Here is a 20,690-nt window from a genome sequence, read left to right as displayed (position 1 = left end):
TTTCGTTCCTCTTTGTCCGCCCGCTGTCTGTAATCAGCAGAGGCCAGACGCGCACGCATTCTTTCATCCGTTCTGACAGCATGATTCGGCCTGGCCGGAAGCCATGCTGAACTGAGTATCTGAGAAGGGGAGAACGCCAGCCAATAAAAAACCCGCTCAGGTTACCCTGAGCGGGTTTCTCGAATCTGGCTCCTCTGACTGGACTCGAACCAGTGACATACGGATTAACAGTCCGCCGTTCTACCGACTGAACTACAGAGGAATCGTTTGAACGGGGCGCATAGTAACGGCCACGCCGGGTCATGTCAAAGCTCTTTTTCATAAATCTTTCTGACTGCTGAAATAGTCGCCACTTCGGCGTGCCAGGCCCCGAAAATGCGCCTGAGCAGGCTGATGAAGCCGCTGAAAGCGGCGGAAAAACTGAGGTGTTTATGAGGTGTTCTGGTGCGGCCCGACGCTTGTCAGACGGCATCAGGCGTGATTTTAACGGATAGTTTTTTACTGCCGTCACAAACTGCTGTTTCCGGCTTTGTCAGCACCAGAAACGAAACGTAGATTTCACTTCAACCCTGAACTGAATCCCCGGAGTTGAAATGAACAAAGTCAGAATCGGTATGATCGGCAGCGGCTACATCGGGCGCTGCCACGCGATAGCCTATGCGCAGGCCCCGACCGTGTTTGCGCTGAAAGGTGAAATCGTGCGGGAGATGCTCGCCGAGGTGAATCCTGAGCTGGCAGCCCGCCAGGCCGCTACCTTTGGCTTTGCACGCTCGACGGGCGACTGGCGTGCGCTGGTCAGCGATCCGGCCATTGATGTGGTGGATATCTGCGCGCCCAATTTTCTGCACAAAGAGATGGCGCTGGAGGCGATACGCCACGGCAAGCATGTCTATTCAGAGAAGCCGCTCTCCTTAAGCGTGGCGGATGCGCAGGAGATGGTGGCGGCCGCGCAGGCCGCCGGAGTTAAAACCCTGGTCGGCTTTAACTACATGAAAAACCCGACCAGCCAGCTGGCGAAAGAGATTATCGCCGGTGGCGAGATCGGTGAGGTCGTTCATTTCTACGGCACCCATAACGAAGATTATCTCGCCCGCGCGGAAACGCCGCTCGACTGGCACTGCCAGAAAGCACTGGCGGGACTGGGCGCGCTGGGCGATCTCGCCGCGCATATCGTAAACATGGCGCACTATCTGGTGGGGGAGATTGCGGAGGTCAGCGGCGATATGATGACGGTCATCACCTCACGGCCGGACCCGAAAGCGCCCGGGCAGCGACTGCCGGTAGAGAATGAGGATCAGGCCAGCGCGCTGCTGCGGTTCAGCAACGGGGCGCATGGTGTGATTGAAACCTCACGCATCGCCTGCGGGGCAAAAATGGGTCTGACCTACGTCGTTACCGGCACCAAAGGCACGCTGCGCTATACCCAGGAGCGTATGGCCGAGCTGGAACTCTATCTGCACGATGAGCCTGCGGGACGGCAGGGGTTTAAAACCCTGCTGACCGGGCCAGCTCATCCGGACTACGCCAGTTTCTGCGTCTCCGCCGGGCACGGCATCGGCTTTAACGACCAGAAAACGGTGGAGATCCGTGACCTGATCAACGGGATTGCGGCGGGCGATCGGATGTGGCCTGACTTTGCAGAGGGACTACAGGTTCAGAAGGTGCTGGAGGCGATTGCGCAGTCTGCGGAGCAGCGTCGCTGGATTAGCGTGTAAGGGCGGACACCAGCGGACAGGCATAACCCTGCGGGGCGGGGAACCGGGGTTTCCCGCCCGTGTGCATCAGATCAGGCCGCTTTTTTCCCACCACAGCCTGTCGAGCGCATAAAAGCGGTCGCGCTCACTTTCGGGCTGGTTAAGATCGCGCTTCCACGGCTTGGCCAGAATATAGTGCAGGTTCTTCACCTGATTATCCTGCCAGAGACCGCTGTGCTGGAACGGCAGCGTTTTTAACGCATTGTAGATGTAAGAGAGGGGTTTCCAGCGTCCGGCAAAGACTTCGTTCAGCAGATCCTGCTCGGAGAAGGGATAGGCGCTGAGATCGTCAATGGCGGCAATGCGCTTTTCCAGCTCATCAAACACTGCGTTATCCGGCTCAAGCACCAGAAAACCGCCGTTCAGATAGACATCCAGCTCAGCGGGGGCCGTTTCACCGCGGGCCTGCCAGGTGTAATGGCACTGCTCGGGCTGCCACGCTGGCGGATAAGAGGCGATCTTATTCGGGTTACAGCGGCAGGCGTGACAGGCAGCCAGCGCATTATCTTCGAGATCCAGGGTAAACAGCTCATCCATGTTTTTCAGTACCAGCATATCGGCATCCAGAAACACCACGCGCTGATAATCGGTGAGCTGCCAGGCTCGCAGCTTGGTCCAGACTTCGCCGAACTGCGCCGATGCGTAATGCTGCGCCAGGTCGTCACGCGGATAGAGTGGCACTACCGGCTTAATCACACAGCCCGCATCCTGCAGGATCTGACAGTCAGCCTCAGAAATCGCTGGGGTGGTCATCACCACCAGCGGCCACGCGCTCTGGCTCTGTTGCAGTGAACGGTGCAGCGCTTTGACGCCCACCAGATAATCGGGTTGTGTTAACAGCGTTACCCAGGCAAACATAGCGTTCCTCAATCAGTCAAAAAGTGGCGTGATATAGTCATTGCCCAACCGACCCCGGGGATCGAGCTGGCTGCGCAGGGCGCGGAAGGCGTCCCACTGCGGATAGAGCTCACGCCAGTTATAGCGTTCTTCATCGTAATATTTACCCCAGTGCGGGCGGCCACCCTCCTCAGCCAGCAGTTTTTCCACTTCGGTCAGGAAGTGCAGCCCCTCCTGCGACAGCGAACCGTCGTCGGCGTAATAGACCACAAAGCCGAAGAAACAGGTGGGCTGATCCGCCGCCGGACTAAGCCACGCGGATGACGCACCGGTGCAGCGCAGGATAATCGGGTAGTGCATATGCGGACGATTCTCCGCATACCAAGCCTTGATCCGGCGGATAATGGCGGGCGTTTTGGCCAGCGGCACGCCGATCTCTACGTTGATCTGGGGCACCGCAATGCCGCGGCAGAAGAGCTGGTAAATATCCCCGGTCACATCGGTAAAGTCGCGGAAACGGGTAACGGTGCGAAACTGCTTGCCGCCTTTGCCGTGAATCTGCGTATCGCGGTGCATATGCGCCAGCGTCTGGTCGATGGTGTCGTTAAGACTTTCGTCAACGTCACCCTCGTGTTCTACCACCTGGCGGCCCTGTGCTTCGTAGCGCTGACGCTCTTCATCACTGGCTTCGTGCGCGTTCCAGACGTGCATCAGGTTATCGTCAACAAACCACCAGGCTTTGCTCAGCGTATACTCCTCATTCCAGCGCAGCAGATCCTCTTCCAGCGAGTCGGCAGAGACGGCGTTTTTATGGCAGGTAAAGATGCGGAACGGCTGCGTGCGCAGCGTTACCGCCGTCACGATCCCCAGCGCGCCCAGTGACACCTGCGCCGCCGGGAAGTCGGCTTCACCGCGCACAAATTCGCGCACGCTGCCATCGGCCAGCACCATCCGTACAGAGAGCGCCTCATCGGCTATCGAACTCTGCTGCAAACCCTGGCCGTGGGTGCCTGTGGCCATCGCGCCAGCCAGGGTCTGAATCGCAATGACGCCTGGCGACGAGGCCAGCATACGATTCATTTCGGTCAGGCAGCGATAAACCTGCTCCAGCGGCGTCGCGCCAGCAAAGGTGACGCTGTGGTCGTCATGGGCGATCAGGCCGCGCAACGCGCTGAGATCAAGCAGTAAATCGTCTTTGCCGACCTTCAGCATACGGCCCGGCGAAAGTTTGCTGCCAATCACCCGGATCTGACCGTGGGACGCCTGGATAAGTTTCTGCAACGCCGCTTCGCTGGCAGGGCGATGGACCTGGTGGCGTGTGCCGATTTGCGCATTCTGTGCCCAGTTCCACAGCGCATCATCGTCGGGTTCAATATGGGTCTGGCGAAGCGGATAGAGGCGTGCGTCTCTGCTCACAACAGCATTCCTTTTACAGGGTTTAATGACATAGATTTACTAAGCGTAGACCATGTGTAAGCGGAGCCCGGGCAACGCCCTGTTATTTGCGGATATAGCGAAGTGTTGCGGTCACAGCCAGCTGACGATTGCGGCGGATACTCTCCTCTTCGCTGTTGTCCGGCGTGAAGAGGGCGCTGAAGGTATAGCGGTTTGAGACATGATGCACACAGATGCTGCTGATCAGGCGATGGACATCAAGGGTTTCGACGTCGGCAGTGAAGATCCCCTGCTGCTGGCCGCGTGACAGGATGTCATCCAGCAGATCGAGCGCGCTGCGGTTAACGGTTTTAATCTGCGGCGACTGGGTGATGTAACGGCCACGCAGGAGGTTTTCACTGCAGACCAGCCGGATAAAATCGGGATGGGCGACGTGATAATCAAAACTCGCCTCCACCAGACGCGTCATCGCCAGTTCCGGCTCCATCGCCGCCAGATTCAGGCCCGTTTCATGCTGGCGAATCTGCTGATAAACCTGTTCCAGCACGGTAATGTAGAGCTGCTCTTTGCTGCCAAAGTGATAGACCACCATACGTTTGGTGGTCTGCGCATGTTCGGCAATCTGCTCCAGCCTGGCGCCCTGCATACCAAACTCCGCAAAGGTTTTCAGCGCGCCGGCAATAATGCGTTTCTTCAGCCCTTCAGGGTCATTTTTACGTTTTGTTAATTCAGACATGGTACTCAACAGGGTGATTTTGACCGGAGAATGGTAGCACAGTGTGCAGGGGGATCCCGCTATCGCCGCGGCCGCCTGGCACACGCCTGGCGATTGCGGGTATAATCCGGGGAATACTTTAACAGGTTCAGAGACGACAATGACAAAACTCACCTTGCAGGAGCAGATGCTGAAAGCGGGACTGGTATCCAGCAAAAAAATGGATAAGGTTAAGCGAACGGCAAAAAAATCCAGGGTTCAGGCCCGTGAAGCCCGGGCAGCGGTGGAAGATAACAAAAAGGCCCAGCTTGAGCGGGATAAGCAGCTGAACGAGCAGCAGAAGCTGGCTGTGCTGTCGAAAGAGTACCGGGCGCAGATCAAACAGCTGATCGAAATGAACAGGATCGACGTGTCGCGCGGCACCATCAGCTTCAACTTTACCGACAACAACCTGATTAAGAAAATCATGGTCGATAAGCCGACGCAGACTCAGCTGATCAATGGCCGCCTCGCCATCGCGCGTCTCGTTGCGGAGAAGGAAGGTGAAAACCAGTACGCGATTATCCCGGCCAGCGTGGCGGACAAAATTGCCCAGCGTGATGCCAGCGCCATCGTCTTAAACAGCGCATTAAGCGAAGAGGCTGAGGACGAAGACGATCCTTATGCGGACTTTAAGGTCCCGGACGATCTGATGTGGTAATGCCCGGCCGGGTCAGAACGGGCTGGGCGCGGAAAGCGTCAGGCGTTCACCGCTGACCGGATGCGTCAGCGTCAGTTCGCTGGCGTGCAGCATCAGCCGCGCTGCCTGCTCTGACCCGGGCAGTAATCTGCCGCCATAGAGGTCGCAGCCCAGAATCGGATGACCCCGTTGCTGGCAATGAATGCGCAGCTGATGGGTGCGTCCGGTTTCCGGCGTCAGCGTCACCCGCGTCACCGGCAATGCCCCATTGCCATTTCCCGGAAACATCCCCCGTTCAATAACCCGATAGCGTGAGCGTGCGGGTTTACCCGCGATTGCACAAATCACCATTCTGGGAAACTGCGCCGGATCTTTCGCTATCGCGGCATCAATCACCCCATCATCATCGGCAAGATGGCCGCACAGCAGGGCCTGATAGCTTTTGCTGACGCGACGCTGGCTGAACTGCTGACACAGCGCCGCATTAATCCCCTTGTTGCGTGCCACCACCATCAGCCCGGACGTGCCAAAGTCGAGCCGATGAACCAGCGTGCAGCCGGGAAAACGCGCCACCAGCCGATGATGCACGGAATCGAGATTCAGCGGATTTTTACCGGACAGGCTCAGCAGTCCGCTGGGTTTATTGATAACCAGCAGATGCTCGTCCTGAAAAATAAGGGTAATCGCCTCAACGCAGGGCGGGGCGATAAACGTATCGTTAATGGCAGACATCGGGCAACCAGCAGCAGAAGGGCAGCGGATTATACCCGATTGCCGGAGTAATCACGACGTCGGGCAGGATGTGCATTTTATGTCAGGATTCGTCGCTTTCTGTTACGGAAGACAGGCTCACCTGCTGCGAGGCAAGATGGCCATAAGCCGTAAAAACGGAGCAGACCGTCGCCGCCAGCAGCGTAAGGAGAACAGAAAGTTTCATGGTGACATCCGGAAGCAGAAGGATCAGCAAGTCTGGCAGGCCGGGTGGGCAGCGACAAACAGAACAATCCGGAAAAAATAGTAAGTACGTTTGTTCAGCAGGTTTCGCGATTATTAGTGATTTATTCGGGCAGTTATTCTTTTTACGACTACAGTCTCTGGTGAGGTTGTCATCAATTCGTACCTAATGGAGGATTTTCTGTGTTAATTCAAAACGACGAGAAAGGCCACGTCATTATTGGTGAAGCGGCACTTAGCCTTGCCTTGGGTGAAAAAGAAATCAGTATCGCAACGCTTTTTACTCAGTTGGGTTACATGGCGAAATCTGAAAGCAACCCGTCTCGGCTGGCGCAAATCTCCGAGGCCAGAAGCTGGCTGAGTAGTTTTAAGTCACCGACGGTTGCTCAACAGCAGGTGCCGTACCTGCAGACACTTGCAGGCCTGAACGACGAACTGAACTAGCAGCAACTGAACTGACGCCAGTGGACGTAGTCCGGCTCCGGCCGGAAAACGACGAAGCGGACGACCTCATCGGTTGCGCGAGAGCGTATACCGGCCGGAGAAACTGTCAGGGACGACACTCCTCCAGCCACACTGCCTTTTCTTACCTGAGCCTGGCCCCTCACAGAATCTCTTCAGACGCTGGCCAGACGGTTTCAGCTCTCACCATCAACCATAACGTTCTCCTCTGCCGCATCTTCGCAGACGTGCCTGTTCAGCAGAGACGTGTCAGGCAGAGAGGCGATCCCGGCCAGCCTCCTTTCAGCAAGGCTGGCGGGATGATTACGAATCGGTTGAGCCTGCCGTCAGAAGCTTTCCCAGCCTGCATCTGAGGAAGCTTTAACCGGCATGGCGGGCACCAGACGTGGCGTCACGACCGGCGCAGCCCGGCTGATGCTGTGCTGCACCGCAGAGAGACGGAACACGGCGACCGTTTTTTCCAGCTCATCCGCCTGGGATTCCAGCGACGTAGCGGCTGCGGATGACTCCTCAACCAGCGCCGCGTTCTGCTGGGTCGTTGAATCCATCTCAGCCATAGCGGTAGCGATTTGCGAAATGCCGCGGTTCTGCTCATCCGAGGCGGCAGCAATCTCACCCATAATATCCTTGACCTGACTGACCGAACGCACGATGTCATTCATGGTTGTTCCGGCGCGTTCCACATATTCAGAACCATCCTGCACCCGATCGAGTGACTCGCGAATCAGCGTTTCGATCTCTTTCGCGGCCAGTGAACTGCGCTGGGCAAGGTTACGCACCTCTCCGGCAACCACCGCAAAGCCGCGGCCCTGTTCACCGGCGCGTGCGGCTTCAACGGCAGCGTTCAGCGCCAGAATATTGGTCTGGAACGAGATGCCGTTAATGACGTTAATGATCTCACCAATTTTGCCCGAGCTGTGGCTGATGCTGCTCATGGTAGTGATGACGTCGCGGATAATCTCACCGCCGCGTCCGGCATTGACCGACGCCTCTGTCGCCAGCTGACTGGCATGGTGAGCGTTCTCCGCGTTCTGTTTCACGGTGGAGGAGAGCTCTTCCATGCTGGCTGCCGTCTGAACCACGGCGGCAGACTGCTGTTCGGTGCGGGAGGAGAGGTCGGTATTGCCTGCCGCAATTTCGGCTGAGGCGCGAGCCACGCTGCTGACGCCATCCCGTACCTTGCTGATGATGGTCTGCAGGCTGACGCTCATGGCATCGACGGCCTGCATCAGCTGGCCTAACTCATCTCTCCGTGTGGTGTTCAGGGAGGTGGTTAAATCCCCCTCAGCAATGCGCTGGGCCACATTCAGTGTCTCTTTGATCGGGCGTGTGATGCTGCGGGTAATCTGCCAGGCGATCAGCAGGCTCATTACGACGCAGATCAGTGACGCCACGCCAATGCGCCACTCTGCCTGCTTAATAAAGGCGGCGGAAGAGCGGGACTGGAAGGCAAAGATATCGGTTACGGCTGAGTTAAGCCGTTCTGCGGCCGTCGTCAGTATTGTGGACTCGCTTTTCTCTTTCTCTGCGGCAGCGAGGAAGAGTGTTACCGGCTGGCGCTGCTGGGCCAGCATGGTGAGGACGGCGCGGGAGAGATCGTTGATAGCTGGCTGGTTAAAGCTGTTCAGCTGCTCACTCAGAGTCGTGATAACGTTGTATTTTTCGATGACCGCATCACGGCCTGCCTCAGACGGCTTTGTCAGAAACGCTTTTTCAAGGTTCACGACGTCGTATAACGCAGCGGCCAGTCGGGAAACCGGCAGCATCACATCGGGTGTCTGAGCCAGGTCCAGCGATTCGAGCTGATGCCCCGCGGTACTCAGCTGATCCGTTTTGATTAATTCCAGATTGCTGGTGGTTGACTTAGCGGAGGCCAAAAATTTCTCCCGCTGTTTCAGATACTGATCGAGCAGTTGTCCCATCATGGAGACTTTCTGCTGGCCGATCTCATCCCATTTAAAGGCAGAGAGGCGTTCATAGTGGGCTTCCAGCTCTGTCAGCGCCTGAAGGTTAAGTGCCGCAAACTTAGGATCCTTGGTGTACTGGAAAAGGGTACGGTTCAGGCGCGCCTTACTGAGGGTGTTCACCATCTCCACCGTCACCGTGCGCCGTGCAGAGTTGTCTTTGATACTGCGAAAGCAGTCGAAAGCCATAAAGGTAATAGCAAGGGAAGCCGCGATGACGATAATAAATCCGGCACCCAGTTTTTTTCCGATTTTAATATCAGAGATGCGTTGAGAGAGGCCCATAGGTTTAACCCTTAGTGAGGAGCAGATAACTGAAAAATGTTTAAATTTAAGGCTCATTTTCTTATCGTCAAAAACGGGTTAAACTTTAATTCTATTTATCATACATCAGAGAGTGATTGATTTTTTTATAGAATTTCAAAGGGTTGCTGTTCTGTTTTGAAGGGCTGTTATGATGTAATATGTTGATTTTAATCTATTTACATTTTTTATAATGCGCTTGTCTTTTAAGTGATTAATTATTGATCTGCGGCAATACATTAAATTTATAAATAAAGAATCGGGGTGCGTTCGCTACCCTGACATGTCAAAGAAAGTCTGGTAAGGTCCCTTTAACAGGTGAAACCGTTCTTAATCGGTGTGGTTAAAACTAAAATTAAATTTTCATGCCCGTTATTCTTATAGTGTGAAAATTTTCTGTTATCAGTGCTCCTTAATTGGCTGGATGATCTTCCGGCAAAATAAATCACTACGATTTGCTGCATATCGGGCGATATTTTTTGCATACGCCGACTGATCCACCTTCGCATAGTTTCATTAAAAAATAGTCACGTACTGAGATGAAATTCACAGCGTTAACTCCTTACATGCTCCTGGGATCATTACGCAATAAAAGTCAGATTGATAAAATCGATAGCTGCATCGAAATTATTCACTGGAGGCAGCGCGTTAAGTGTTTTATTAATGATAGCGACAGCTGGCGTGATTTGGAAAGAGCTGGAAAGTTATTTCACGCAGCAGGATAACTTTTAAATAAGCACATCTACTGAAATTGCCTTGATAGTCTTTCATTGAAAAATGAACATTCATTTCATTTTCTGCTTGCCGGATTTTCACTGCAGCATAATTAAAAAATAAGGGCGCATTAATCAGATGTTTATACGACCGCTTAAGTTAACCCAGCATGTTGATGTGCAGGGAAAAGAAAATTCGCCAGTGCTGGTCCTTCTTCACTCGCTGGGAACAGATTTGCATCTCTGGGATTTACAAATGCCGCGTCTGATTGAACGCTATCGGGTTATTCGCCTGGATATACGTGGTCACGGATTAAGTGCTGTCGACGCGATTGAGTTTTCAATGTCAGATTTGGCCGACGATGTCATAGCTGCGCTGGACTACCTTCACATTAATACATTCTATGTTGCCGGTGTTTCAATCGGAGGAACAATAGCGCAATGGATTGGCTTCAGAATCCCAAAAAGGGTTCTGGGAATGATTATTGTGGATACCGCATTGGTCAATGCTGCGCCGCCAGCACTCTGGCGTGCCCGTGCAGAAGATGTATTCCAGCACGGTATTGAGCACCTTGAAATGGGCATTTTAAGTAAGTGGGTGACACCGATGTTTCTGGATTCGCCGTATGCTGACGGGATGAAGCAGATGCTACGGCGAACAACAGTTGAGGCTTTCGCGGGGTGCTCTTATGCCATTGCGAATACGGATTTAACCGATATGAACATTCAGGGTGTAAGAGCGGTTGTCGTCAGGGGAAGCGAGGATCAGCTTACGCCACCGGATTATGCAGAACGGCTTGCCAGAAAAAGAAATGCACAATTGCATACGCTTGAGGGGGCGGCGCATTTACCCAATTTCGAACAGCCTGACGCGCTGACCAATGAGATTATCTCTTTTATAGAAATGGATAAAAAACAGTAAACCGATAAGCAGTCACATAACTTGCGGAGAAGAGGCAAGAGTGAATTCATGCATCGGGCATGACGGGCTATGAGGTCAGGTTCAGAATCAGGAAAAACAGATGAATCGTCGAACGTTTATTGGCGGGGGGCTGGGCCTGTGCGCAGGAGCCATGATGCTTCCGGCCCTGTCTCAGACAGCCACACAGGAGAGCGATCTCCTTGAAATGGAACTCGGGAGCGGAATAGTCAGCATCCGATTATTTTCAGATCGGGCACCGGGCCATGTCAGACGTATCAAGGTATTGGCACAGGCCAGATTTTACGATGGCATGCCGTTTGCGAGAGTCATAAAGGACTTTATGGCCCAGACAGGTGATCCAGGGAATATGTCGCGAATCGATCCGCGACAGCTACCCCCACTCGCTGCTGAGTTCAGCACGCTGCCGTTTGAACGCGGTACGGTCGGTATGGCCAGATCACGCCATCCACACAGTGCGACCCACCAGTTTTTTATCACCACGAACAGAGCCAGATATTTAGATCAGAACTATACAGTTTTTGGCAAAGTCACAGCGGGAATGGATCTGATAGACCAGTTGCAAGGCGGAACGCATGAGACGGGAAAGGTATTAAACCCGGAAACGATAAAACGGTTACGGCTAGCGTCAGCCAGATCGGTCTGGCGAGTTTCAGAAAGTTAAAGTTACGAGAAGAGAGATTTCAGGGTGCCCAGTATTACGCTATATACCTCAGAAAATTATCGGTTGGATTGTGAATCCTGTGAAAAATTCTCAACGATTCTGGCCGGTCTTGCACAAAAGATACTTAACGCTAAACAGGATAATATTCATATCAGCTATCTCACCGCAAAGATAGGCTTTGGCACGCCCATTTATTTCGAAGCCAGACTGAGGCAGGAGGTGTTCAGAACGACAGAGTTGATGGAGGAGTTCATGCATCAGGTTGATGTGCTAATCAAGGAAATGACAGGGGTTTCAGCACGAATTCGCTGTTTTTCTTTTGACGCGAGTAATATTTATGGAAAGAACTAAGGAGCAATTTATGAACGCCGGTTTTCCTGTGAGAGATCTTGGCAATACAGAGGTGATAGCACTGAGCGATGGATATCTGGAAGTCGGTTTCAACATGCTCTCAAAGGTTGATGAAAAAGAGTGTGAAAAAATCCAGCGTGATGCTGACATCAGCGAGCCGAATGCGGTTCACATCAATACATTTTTGGTGCGTCGCAAAGAAAAAAATATTCTTATCGATAGTGGTGCGGGTGGCGTAAAAGGCTGGGGCGGGAGATTGGTAGCTAATCTTGCCAGGTTAAATATACAGCCCGAAGATATTGATGCAGTTCTTCTGACGCATGCGCACCCTGACCATATCGGCGGACTGTTAAATGGTGAAGATGAAGCCCTGTTTAATCGGGCGGAATTAATAATCAGCCGGGATGAGTACAATTATATTGAAAGTGATGAAAATTTCGCAGCGGTCAGCGATCGCATAAAAGGAAATTTCCTTTTAGCACGAAGTATATTCAAAAAGTATCAGAAAAAAATTCGTTTAATCGAAAGTGGCGAGGTGTTTCCTGGTATTTTTGCCATTCCTTTAAAAGGCCATACCCCGGGGCATACAGGCTATCAGATTGAAGGCGAACATAACAGTCTGTTGATCTGGGGCGATATTGTCCATTTCCCGCATATTCAACTGAGCAGGCCAGAGGTGGCGATAGCGTTTGACTATGATCCACATAGGGCGGCTGAGGTACGTATACGAATGCTTGAGGCAGTGAGTTCTGATAAGGTTTTGGTTGGGGGAATGCATTTCGGCGAACAGGCTTTTGGTTATATCGAAAAACAAGCGTCGGGATACCATATTGTGCATAAAGAGTAGATTCAGACGTCGTATTATTTTTTTCACCAAGCACTAATTTTTGCAGGGCAGCGTGATGATAAATTGCGGGCTTTCGGCCGCGCTTTATCATTATACGTTGCCCGGAGTTCTTAAACATTGTCACTCTGCCATCTGACAAAACGACCGGTATCTTTTATCCCCTGGGAAGAATCTATGAACGCTGAAATAAACAAAGAAGCCATTACTTATATTAATCCTGAGAAAGGAAAGTTATCAGGAGAATGCGCAATGCTCAAAGAAAGCTCAGCAAGGTTACCAAGGCTTTCATCACTTACCGGCAGCCGCTTCTGGGCTGCATTGTTGGTTTTCTTATTTCATTCATCCCTGCCGAGTGATCTTGCGCCCTTTTCAGATCCCACTATTCAACATGGATTCACTGTGATTGTAGGAAAAGCAGGGTGGCTCGGGGTTTCATATTTCTTTATTCTAAGCGGTTTTATAATGGTCTGGTCAGCCAAAAAAGACGATACCGCTGGCGATTTTTATCTGCGGCGGTTCGCAAAGATTTATCCTACACATTGCCTTACCTTGATTATAGCATTTATCTTTGGTGCGGTGAGTCTGTATCAGTATAAGCTCTGGTTTTCGAATCTGTTTTTACTGAACACATGGATTGATGATGTACATTACTTCTTTGTAGGGAACCGACCGAGCTGGTCTTTATGCATAGAAGCCATGTTTTATCTTTCGTTCCCATTTCTTTTCAGGGTAATGAAAGCAATTCCTGAAAAATTTGATATCCAGGGATTAATTATTGTTACCTTAGCCTCCCTGCTGGTACAAACAGGTATCTATTATGGGGTTGAATCCAATCATTTAATGGGGGCTTTTCCCATTTCTCAACGCCACTTTTGGGTATCCTATATTTTTCCACCATCGCGTATATTCGAATTTGTTGCCGGGATGTTTGCTGCCCGGTTGCTGATCAACGGCCGGGCATTGATCCTTCCGAAAACAGCATCAATGACTCTGCTTTTAATTACTTACATTGGGTCTATGTTTTTGCCTTATCAGTTCAGCATGAGTGTGGTTTTCATTATACCAGTTTGCCTTCTTATCATTTCAATGGCAGGCGATGATCTTAAAAATCGCAATACACTATTGAACTCAAAATTGTCTGTATGGTTAGGGGAAATTTCCTATTCGTTTTACATGGTTCATTTCCTGGTGCTTTTCTACTTTCTGAACCTTACGGCAGGCAAAAAGTTTGACCTTTTTCAGGGGGTGTCACTTATCGCGGTAGCATTGATTCTTTCCGTATCGATCGCTGGATTTTTATACAGATATTTTGAAGTTCCAGTCATGAAGTGGATTCTTGAGAAGTGTAAAACGAAGAAGTTAATCATTCTGCCAGAAACCGTATGAGTAGCCTTAGATAGTTGAGCCTGTTGTGCCGGGAGTCATAGCAGATTTGAAACCTGGCTGTCAGGAGGGAGAGCAACGCTGGACGTGTGCTCTCCCGCTCTCTGTTAACTGATTTTGACAGGGAAGTACAGGAAAGAAGGCAGTAAATTCAGTAACCGGAAGCATTCAGGCGTGGATCCTGAAACACTGAATTCATAATCCCTTTGAATTTAGCCCCCTCAATCTGCATTGAATCTGTGCGATAAACCAGCTCTATTTTGAAGTCACTAAACTGCCCGTTGAGCTCATGAATTTTAATTTTATTCTGTATTTCGTTGCTGATTGAACAGCGTAATACCATTGAAATACCCTTACCTGCGGCGATGCTTGAGAACAGTACCGGATAAGATCCGCATTCCACCATGCGTTTAGGAGTAATCCGAGCCTCATTGAACAGGAGATCATAATTTCGCGTCGTCGTTGCGCATTTTTTACTGCTTAGTAAGAAAATTTCTCCATCCAGACCTGAAAGGTCTTTGATATCAGGATAATCTTTTTCAGTAATAATAACGAGTTCGCTTGTTAGCAACGTGGAAGCAGTGTGGTGTGCATTTGAAAATCCGGCGCCAATGATAACGGCATCAAACTCTTTATGGTCAAAGGCATTTAGCAGACTGATGGTATTTCCGACAGTAATGTCAATATTCCAGCCAAGGTCATGGCCAAGGTCAATCAATGCACTGACAATGTAGGGTGGCAGGCACTCAATTATGCCGATACGCATATTTATCTGCCTGTTTTTTGAGCACTGAATGTTGTTTTTACAATCATCCGCCAGATCTAATATTTTCCGCGCATAGTCATAAAGTATCTGACCCTGTGATGTAAGTGAGCATCCATCGGCTTTTCGGTCTAATAATGTGACATCAAGATTGTCTTCCAGACTTCTGATTCGGTGAGAAATACTCGATTGCACACGATTAAGACGTTCGGCTGCCTGGGTTATGTTCCCTGTCTCCACGACTGTCACGAATGCAAGAAGCTCACTTATCTTCATTTAAAACCTCATGCGTAAAAGTGGTCTATCATTACAGAAATTATTTATATTCTTTATTAACAATTTTGTCACTCACTTTGCAATACTGGCCGACATGAAATGGCCAGATATCCGGGAAAGAAATTCGTGATGACAACGATTAAATAATCAATTTAGCAGGCATTAATTCTGGTTACGTAAATTACGCGATATATTGTGCTCTTCTGGTTTCTATTTAATCGGCAGTGACAGGCTAAAAAATTAACCTTATTCCACTATGACTTTACCTGCCATCAATATTTTCGATGCGCCCCCACGGTTTTATTCGCTGGTTTTTTAATACCACGGCATTTACGCTTTTAATAAGCGAAATAGATTATTTGCAGATAAATCAATGGATTGTCAGTTTCCGTAAATTACTTTCTGATGTATAGAGTCACTATTGTCGGTATATGGATAATTCTTATTCAATGATGGGGTAAATCATGGCGGATGCCGCGTACGATAAGGTATTGGTACAACTGGTTGATTATGTTTACGAGCAGACATCCTTCGATGATGAGACGTTACGTTTGGCACGCTATTGCCTGCTTGATTCGATAGGTTGCGCAATTGCCGCCTCGACGGATGCTGACTGTATGAAGCTGATGCAGGGATCTCAGTTCAGCAAGAGCGATAACGGTGTGCCAGTTGCGGGGACAGCGTTGAAGCTGGGGCCTGTCGAGGCTGCTTTTCATATCGGTTCTATGATCCGCTGGCTGGAATTTAACGATACCTGGCTGGCCCAGGAGTGGGGACATCCTTCCGACAATCTGGGGGCGATTCTGACCGCCGCCGCCTGGTACAGCCTCGCTGATGGTCAGCACCCGGCTATGCAGATGACCACAGTCATGAACACTATGATTCGTACTTACGAAGTTCATGGGGTGTTATGTCTGTCAAACTGCTTCAATGCGCTGGGTATCGACCATGTGGTACTGGTAAAAATGGCTTCGGCTATTGCTTCAGCACAGCTCATGGGCTTGTCAAAAGATCAGGCACTCAGTGCGCTATCAAATGCTGTCATTGATGGACATGCGTTGAGAACATACCGGCATGCACCGAATGCGGGAACGCGCAAATCTTGGGCGGCAGGGGATGCAACGGCGCGGGGTCTGCAGCTGGCGCTATTTGCTCAGACGGGAGAAATGGGATATCCCACTGCGCTAACCGCCAGTCGCTGGGGATTCGACGAAGCGGTGCTAAGGGGTAAACCTCTCAATCTGTCGCGTAGCTTATCGGATTTTGTCATCAAAAATATCCTGTTTAAAGTGCCTAATCCTGCCGAATACCATGCACAGACGGCAGTAGAGGCGGCGATTAACCTGCGCGCACGTATCCTTGCTGAGGGCTTCTCTCTTGAAAGCATTGAGTATGTACGGGTGGAAACAACGCGTCCGGCCATGCAGATTATTGATAAATCCGGTCCGATGAAGAATTCTGCAGATCGCGATCACTGCCTGCAATACATGGTTGCAGCAGGACTGCAAACTGGCAACCTCACGATTAATGACTTCCATGATCCCCTTGCTTCTGATCCAGACCTGGAAGCCTTGCGCTTGAAAATTAGCTGCGTTGAACGGCCCTCATTTACTGAAAGCTATTACGATCCTGAAAAGCGCGCCATTCCTAATTCTCTCTTCCTGAAATGTTACGGCAGAGATGAAGAGTTCTCCGAAACCATCGAATATCCGCTGGGTCATGTTCGCCGGCGTGAAGAGTGTTTCGACGCACTGCTGACAAAATTTCATATGAATCTTTCAGGTAGCCCATTACGTGATCGTTCTTCTGTGCTGGCTGGGATACTGACATCTGAATCGAAGCTGGATGCCATGACCGTCACCGATTTTTTGAAATTGTTCTCCTGGAACTAATTCGCACCTGAAACCTTTCAATTAATTATCGCATTCGGAGTGAAAGATGAAAAAAGCAATACTGGCAGGCTGCGGAGCAGAAATTGGCGCGAACCTTCTGATCCAGAATGATCCAGAAAAAGATGGGTTTATTATTGATACTGTGGTGACGAACCCGCCCTCGCTGGACAAACATTACCCGGATTTACGCCCAATTGATGGCATAGTGGCCCGTCTTGCTATGGCATCTCCGGGCATCCAGTCCAGCCTCACTGTTATCAATGATAAAACACTGCGTATTCAGGAACGCGAGGTTAATTTTTATTTTGGTGATCTTGCGAAGACCATTCCTCCGCAGGCAGGCCGTTTTGATATTGGCTTTATTGCCACAAGCAAGCTCGACATGGATAAGGAAAGCCCTGTTGCCCGCAACATGCAGGAAATTGCTGATGTCGTGCTGGGTGTTGCTGAAGCCAATGCGTTGCCGAGCATCTATGGCTGCCTGGAAGATTTGACTCGTGACGAGATTGGCACCATTGACCGTAAGGTAGTCCGTTCGGGAATGTATTGCCTGGGTTCCTGTCAGACTAACGGGATGCATGCCTCACTGCGTGTGCTCATTGAGGCGCTCAGAACCCTTAACTGTAATGCTTCGCATATTCTGTCGGTAGAAACCGATATTGTGCATCCGGATACGCCAAACGGCGTGCTTGGCACCCGCTCATTCGAAGGGCGTCAGCAGGATGCCCGGGACAATCTGCGCCCGAGTTTTTCTCAAATCGCGATGAGTCAGGATAAGGTGATGCCCTGGGCACCGCTGGTAAATACGGTTTCATTACGCGCACCTGTACATGCTCCCGGCTATCAGATTAATCGCTTTATCGTCAGAGATGCAGGCGCGTTAACCAGTAGTCTCATTGAGGCTGCAATAGAGAGGGTAAACAGTACCCATCCTCATGTGGTGAAAGCTTCGCGTTCGCCATTAGGTAGCAGAGCCTATGCCTATGAACGCCGTTGTTCAACCGTCCTGAGCGATCAGAACCATCTGCTGATTCTCAGGCCCCCCCATCTGGCTAGCCAGAATCTGAGTGAAATCATTATCCAGTCATTTGTTAATAACACCGTTGGCTATAGCGCAGTGGTCCGTGCCGTCGCACGGAGTATTGCGTCCGGCCTGCCCGTTGCCACTTTCCAGGAGATTGAAAAATGACCCGCTCCCACACCGTTGATTTTCTGAGTTCAGGTTTTGTAGTGAAGACAGCAAGATCTGCGCAATTTAATGAAAAAATAAAAGCCGAAGTCGAACAGATTCGCGTATTACACGCGATTTATCCGCAACTTATGGTACCCGTACTTCATGACGGACTGGCTGCGGGACGGCAATTCTACATTCTTGAAAAAATGAATTCCCTGCCGTTATCAGGGATCGTTTTTGATGAGCAGCGATCACTGGCAGGGCGCAGGATGATCGTGAGAAATGCGCTGGAAAAAATACAGGAGGCCATTGGTCTGGAATCAGAAACCTCGTCGGTGATGGTCAATGATATGGCCGAGAGATTGCGGGAGGAGTGGGAAGGGACACGCTTCGCGCATGCACTGTTTGATAAACCCGTGCTTCTGAATGGCGCCGGTTTTACCACTACCGCACGAGAAGTTTATGAAAAAGCTCTGAAAATGGCTCAGACAGAAGTGTTCAGAGCGGTGGACAAAGCTCATTTCAATTTTCATTTTGGCAATGTGCTTTATAACGAAGAATGTGCTGAAACGCGTTTTATCGATCCTGATTTTTCAGTTCGTGGCCTGGATCCTCTTTTTGGCTTCTCCCGATTTGCCTTTTCTTTCTGGCATGAGTTGGCGGCAGAGGTAAAAGATGCCGTTAAAGTCGTACCAATGGCGGATGCGCTGATGTTTGTACTGGCCAGACCTGATTACGCCAATATCCTTAGCGAAATACCTGAGCTGGGCAGCATTTCAGGCCTGTTGCCACTGATGGGAGAGAGCATGCGTAACCGATTTTACGTGCTCACTACATACTGTTTTCTGAGAAGCATACGCATCAATGGCAGTAAACAGACCTGGAATATGCCACGTTCGCCTGTTGTAGCCAGTCCTGAAGAAGTATTGATGCTGGGACTACTGGCTTATCTGGAAGGTACTGTTGCAGAAACGGTCACGCTCTGCGCGTAAACCCCAATTAATTAAGGATATCCGGGATATGTCGTTGGTTAGCAGTAATACATTAGAACAGGGGTTTGAAACACCAAGGCGCTATCTGGCGGCCGCAGCCATTCTGATCGGCGTTATCATGGCAGCGCTGGACGGTTCCATTGTTAACATCTCCTTGCCATCAATTGCTGAGGCTTTGCATGTCGATTCAGCCTCAGTCATCTGGGTAACCAACGGCTATCAGGTGGCGAGCGCGGCGACAATGCTGATCTGCGCATCACTGGGATCGCGGATAGGGGAACGACGCTTTTATACGCTGGGAATGGTGCTTTTTACGCTGGCATCATTGGGTTGCAGCCTCTCTTCAACGTTCGGCATGCTGGTTGCTATGCGCATACTTCAGGGGGTGAGTTATGCCGTGATGATTAGCGTAGGATTAGGTCTGTATCGGGTTATTTTTCCCGCGAATACCTTAGGCACAATTCTGGGACTTAACGCACTGGCTTTTGCCGTGGGGACAGCTATTGGTCCTGCGCTGGGTGGTTTGATCATCTCCTGGCTTGACTGGCCCTGGTTGTTTTATATCAACATTCCATTGGGCGCTCTGGCTACCGTTCTCGCACTGATTTCACTTGGCACAGATGATGTGCGGGAAAGCGGTTTTGACTGGGGGGGCGCAGTCACGTCAGCTGTATCCCTGGGACTTCTGGTTATCGCTGTCGATCAAATCGGACGCTGGGAGCATTCCATACTTATTCTGTGCGGTGCTGCTTCAGGTATTTTCATGGCTGTTTTTATCGTTCAGCAGACGCGCTCAGAACATCCCCTATTGCCGCTGGATGTGTTTCATTCAAAGCGTTACTCCTTTGCTGTGTTTTCATCCTTTTCATTGTTTATTGCTCAGGGAATGGCGCTGGTTGGTCTGCCTTTTGTTCTGCAGCATACCTATCATTACTCTGTACTCGAATCGGCTTTCATCTTCACGCCCTGGCCGATCGCCGTAGCAGTCTGTGCTCCCATTGCTGGCTGGCTATCGAACAGGTTAAATCCCACGCAAATTTCGACGATCGGCGTAGTCATTTTCAGCTCAGGTTTGGGGTTACTGGCAACGTTACCTGCAGTTATAACTATGGGTAATATCGTCTGGCGTGTCGCAGTATGCGGAATTGGTTATGGGCTCTTCCTGCCACCCAACAATAAGGAGATGTTCTCAAACGTTGCGAAGGACCGGACCGTTACGGCGTCAGGGCTTTTATCGACAGCCAGAACCGCTGGACAATCAATCGGTGCTGCCCTTGTTGCAATGGTTATAGCATTGTCAAACGGACTGGCTGAAGGGGCACAAGCATCATTCGCCATTTATGTTTTTGGCATGGCCTGTCTGATTTCAGCAGTTTCATCCGTCGCAAGCATGCTGCGTTTGCATCGATAATCTTTTGCATTAACGGGCTTACAAAAACCTGATCAATAGAGAACGAAAGAGGAATGAAGAAGATTGTTGCCAGGCTCCGGCCTGGTTGGCGCCTCTTAAATTATTTAACGACTTCAGGGCGCAGACAAAATTCAGGGCAGGATGCATCGCCACGCAGACAGCATCCCGTCAGCCCCGGACGCGCAAAAGCAAAAAGCCCGCTCAGGTTTCCCTGAGCGGGC

At 50.8% G+C, this 20,690-nt stretch carries 19 protein-coding genes and 1 tRNA gene; 12 read left to right on the top strand and 8 right to left on the bottom strand.

The genetic code is table 11. The annotated features are described in order from the left end of the window. Window positions 1–186: 186 nt before the first annotated feature. Window positions 187–262 (bottom strand) — tRNA-Asn (locus tag ACNY69_RS04770). Window positions 263–593: 331 nt separating this feature from the next. On the opposite strand from ACNY69_RS04770, the gene ACNY69_RS04765 reads away from it, so the two are divergent. Beyond that, window positions 594–1,715: a Gfo/Idh/MocA family protein gene (locus ACNY69_RS04765; RefSeq protein WP_111140697.1), complete on the top strand. Its 1,122-nt coding sequence runs from the start codon at window positions 594–596 to the stop codon at window positions 1,713–1,715. A 66-nt stretch (window positions 1,716–1,781) separates the two neighbouring features. Here the strand turns inward: ACNY69_RS04765 and ACNY69_RS04760 are convergent, their stop codons facing one another. From ACNY69_RS04760 to ACNY69_RS04750, 3 genes are all read right to left on the bottom strand, one after another. Further along, window positions 1,782–2,612, bottom strand: a complete 831-nt coding sequence (locus ACNY69_RS04760; RefSeq protein WP_111140696.1) for a glycosyltransferase family 8 protein — start codon at window positions 2,610–2,612, stop codon at window positions 1,782–1,784. A gap of 12 nt (window positions 2,613–2,624) precedes the next feature. Beyond that, the gene (locus ACNY69_RS04755; protein ID WP_111140695.1) at window positions 2,625–4,007 is read right to left on the bottom strand and encodes a D-arabinono-1,4-lactone oxidase; all 1,383 of its coding nucleotides are present in this window, start codon (window positions 4,005–4,007) and stop codon (window positions 2,625–2,627) included. A gap of 82 nt (window positions 4,008–4,089) precedes the next feature. Beyond that, a complete protein-coding gene (locus tag ACNY69_RS04750; RefSeq protein ID WP_111140694.1) occupies window positions 4,090–4,722 on the bottom strand; it encodes a TetR/AcrR family transcriptional regulator in 633 nt (210 codons plus the stop codon). A gap of 139 nt (window positions 4,723–4,861) precedes the next feature. Here ACNY69_RS04750 and ACNY69_RS04745 point away from each other — a divergent pair, with 139 nt between their 5' ends. After that, window positions 4,862–5,401 carry a DUF2058 domain-containing protein gene (locus tag ACNY69_RS04745; protein WP_111140693.1) on the top strand — a complete coding sequence of 180 codons (540 nt, stop codon included), beginning with the start codon at window positions 4,862–4,864 and terminating at the stop codon, window positions 5,399–5,401. Window positions 5,402–5,413: 12 nt separating this feature from the next. Here the strand turns inward: ACNY69_RS04745 and ACNY69_RS04740 are convergent, their stop codons facing one another. Continuing rightward, window positions 5,414–6,112 carry an RluA family pseudouridine synthase gene (locus tag ACNY69_RS04740; protein ID WP_111140692.1) on the bottom strand — a complete coding sequence of 233 codons (699 nt, stop codon included), beginning with the start codon at window positions 6,110–6,112 and terminating at the stop codon, window positions 5,414–5,416. An 82-nt stretch (window positions 6,113–6,194) separates the two neighbouring features. Then, window positions 6,195–6,317, bottom strand: coding sequence for a hypothetical protein (locus ACNY69_RS04735; protein WP_367395611.1), 123 nt, complete (start codon window positions 6,315–6,317; stop codon window positions 6,195–6,197). 200 nt (window positions 6,318–6,517) lie between these two features. On the opposite strand from ACNY69_RS04735, the gene ACNY69_RS04730 reads away from it, so the two are divergent. Continuing rightward, the gene (locus ACNY69_RS04730) at window positions 6,518–6,778 is read left to right on the top strand and encodes a hypothetical protein (protein ID WP_128084522.1); all 261 of its coding nucleotides are present in this window, start codon (window positions 6,518–6,520) and stop codon (window positions 6,776–6,778) included. Window positions 6,779–7,122: 344 nt separating this feature from the next. On the opposite strand, the gene ACNY69_RS04725 is transcribed toward ACNY69_RS04730, so the two are convergent. After that, complete coding sequence (locus ACNY69_RS04725) at window positions 7,123–9,045, bottom strand: methyl-accepting chemotaxis protein (RefSeq protein WP_418797447.1); 1,923 nt, start codon at window positions 9,043–9,045, stop codon at window positions 7,123–7,125. A gap of 870 nt (window positions 9,046–9,915) precedes the next feature. Here ACNY69_RS04725 and ACNY69_RS04720 point away from each other — a divergent pair. The 5 genes from ACNY69_RS04720 (at window position 9,916) to ACNY69_RS04700 (ending at window position 13,964) form a co-directional block, all read left to right on the top strand. Continuing rightward, the gene (locus ACNY69_RS04720) at window positions 9,916–10,698 is read left to right on the top strand and encodes an alpha/beta fold hydrolase (protein WP_418797445.1); all 783 of its coding nucleotides are present in this window, start codon (window positions 9,916–9,918) and stop codon (window positions 10,696–10,698) included. A 100-nt stretch (window positions 10,699–10,798) separates the two neighbouring features. Further along, entirely contained in the window at window positions 10,799–11,380 is a 582-nt protein-coding gene (locus ACNY69_RS04715) for a peptidylprolyl isomerase (RefSeq protein WP_418797444.1), read from the top strand. A gap of 24 nt (window positions 11,381–11,404) precedes the next feature. Beyond that, window positions 11,405–11,731 (top strand): hypothetical protein, encoded by a 327-nt coding sequence (locus tag ACNY69_RS04710; RefSeq protein ID WP_418797442.1) that lies wholly within the window; start codon window positions 11,405–11,407, stop codon window positions 11,729–11,731. Window positions 11,732–11,741: 10 nt separating this feature from the next. Continuing rightward, window positions 11,742–12,578: an MBL fold metallo-hydrolase gene (locus tag ACNY69_RS04705; protein WP_418797441.1), complete on the top strand. Its 837-nt coding sequence runs from the start codon at window positions 11,742–11,744 to the stop codon at window positions 12,576–12,578. Window positions 12,579–12,752: 174 nt separating this feature from the next. After that, the gene (locus ACNY69_RS04700) at window positions 12,753–13,964 is read left to right on the top strand and encodes an acyltransferase family protein (protein ID WP_418797440.1); all 1,212 of its coding nucleotides are present in this window, start codon (window positions 12,753–12,755) and stop codon (window positions 13,962–13,964) included. A 148-nt stretch (window positions 13,965–14,112) separates the two neighbouring features. Here ACNY69_RS04700 and ACNY69_RS04695 read toward each other — a convergent pair whose 3' ends face one another. Then, window positions 14,113–15,000, bottom strand: a complete 888-nt coding sequence (locus ACNY69_RS04695; RefSeq protein WP_111140683.1) for a LysR family transcriptional regulator — start codon at window positions 14,998–15,000, stop codon at window positions 14,113–14,115. A 464-nt stretch (window positions 15,001–15,464) separates the two neighbouring features. Between ACNY69_RS04695 and ACNY69_RS04690 the strand changes: the two genes are divergently transcribed. The 4 genes from ACNY69_RS04690 to ACNY69_RS04675 are packed head-to-tail and all read left to right on the top strand — an operon-like array spanning window position 15,465 to window position 20,469. After that, the gene (locus tag ACNY69_RS04690; RefSeq protein WP_111140682.1) at window positions 15,465–16,892 is read left to right on the top strand and encodes a bifunctional 2-methylcitrate dehydratase/aconitate hydratase; all 1,428 of its coding nucleotides are present in this window, start codon (window positions 15,465–15,467) and stop codon (window positions 16,890–16,892) included. Window positions 16,893–16,938: 46 nt separating this feature from the next. Further along, entirely contained in the window at window positions 16,939–18,081 is a 1,143-nt protein-coding gene (locus ACNY69_RS04685; RefSeq protein ID WP_418797439.1) for a hypothetical protein, read from the top strand. Further along, window positions 18,078–19,058, top strand: a complete 981-nt coding sequence (locus ACNY69_RS04680) for an aminoglycoside phosphotransferase family protein (RefSeq protein WP_111140680.1) — start codon at window positions 18,078–18,080, stop codon at window positions 19,056–19,058. Before ACNY69_RS04685 ends, ACNY69_RS04680 begins: the two co-directional genes overlap by 4 nt. Before the next feature lie 28 nt (window positions 19,059–19,086). Next, on the top strand, window positions 19,087–20,469 hold the full coding sequence (locus tag ACNY69_RS04675; protein WP_111140679.1) for an MFS transporter: 1,383 nt from the start codon (window positions 19,087–19,089) through the stop codon (window positions 20,467–20,469). The last annotated feature ends 221 nt before the right edge of the window (window positions 20,470–20,690 follow it).

Origin of the sequence: Pantoea graminicola (genome assembly GCF_048452665.1) — a bacterium.
Lineage (GTDB): Bacteria > Pseudomonadota > Gammaproteobacteria > Enterobacterales > Enterobacteriaceae > Pantoea.
This window is presented reverse-complemented; position numbering and strand designations above follow the sequence as displayed.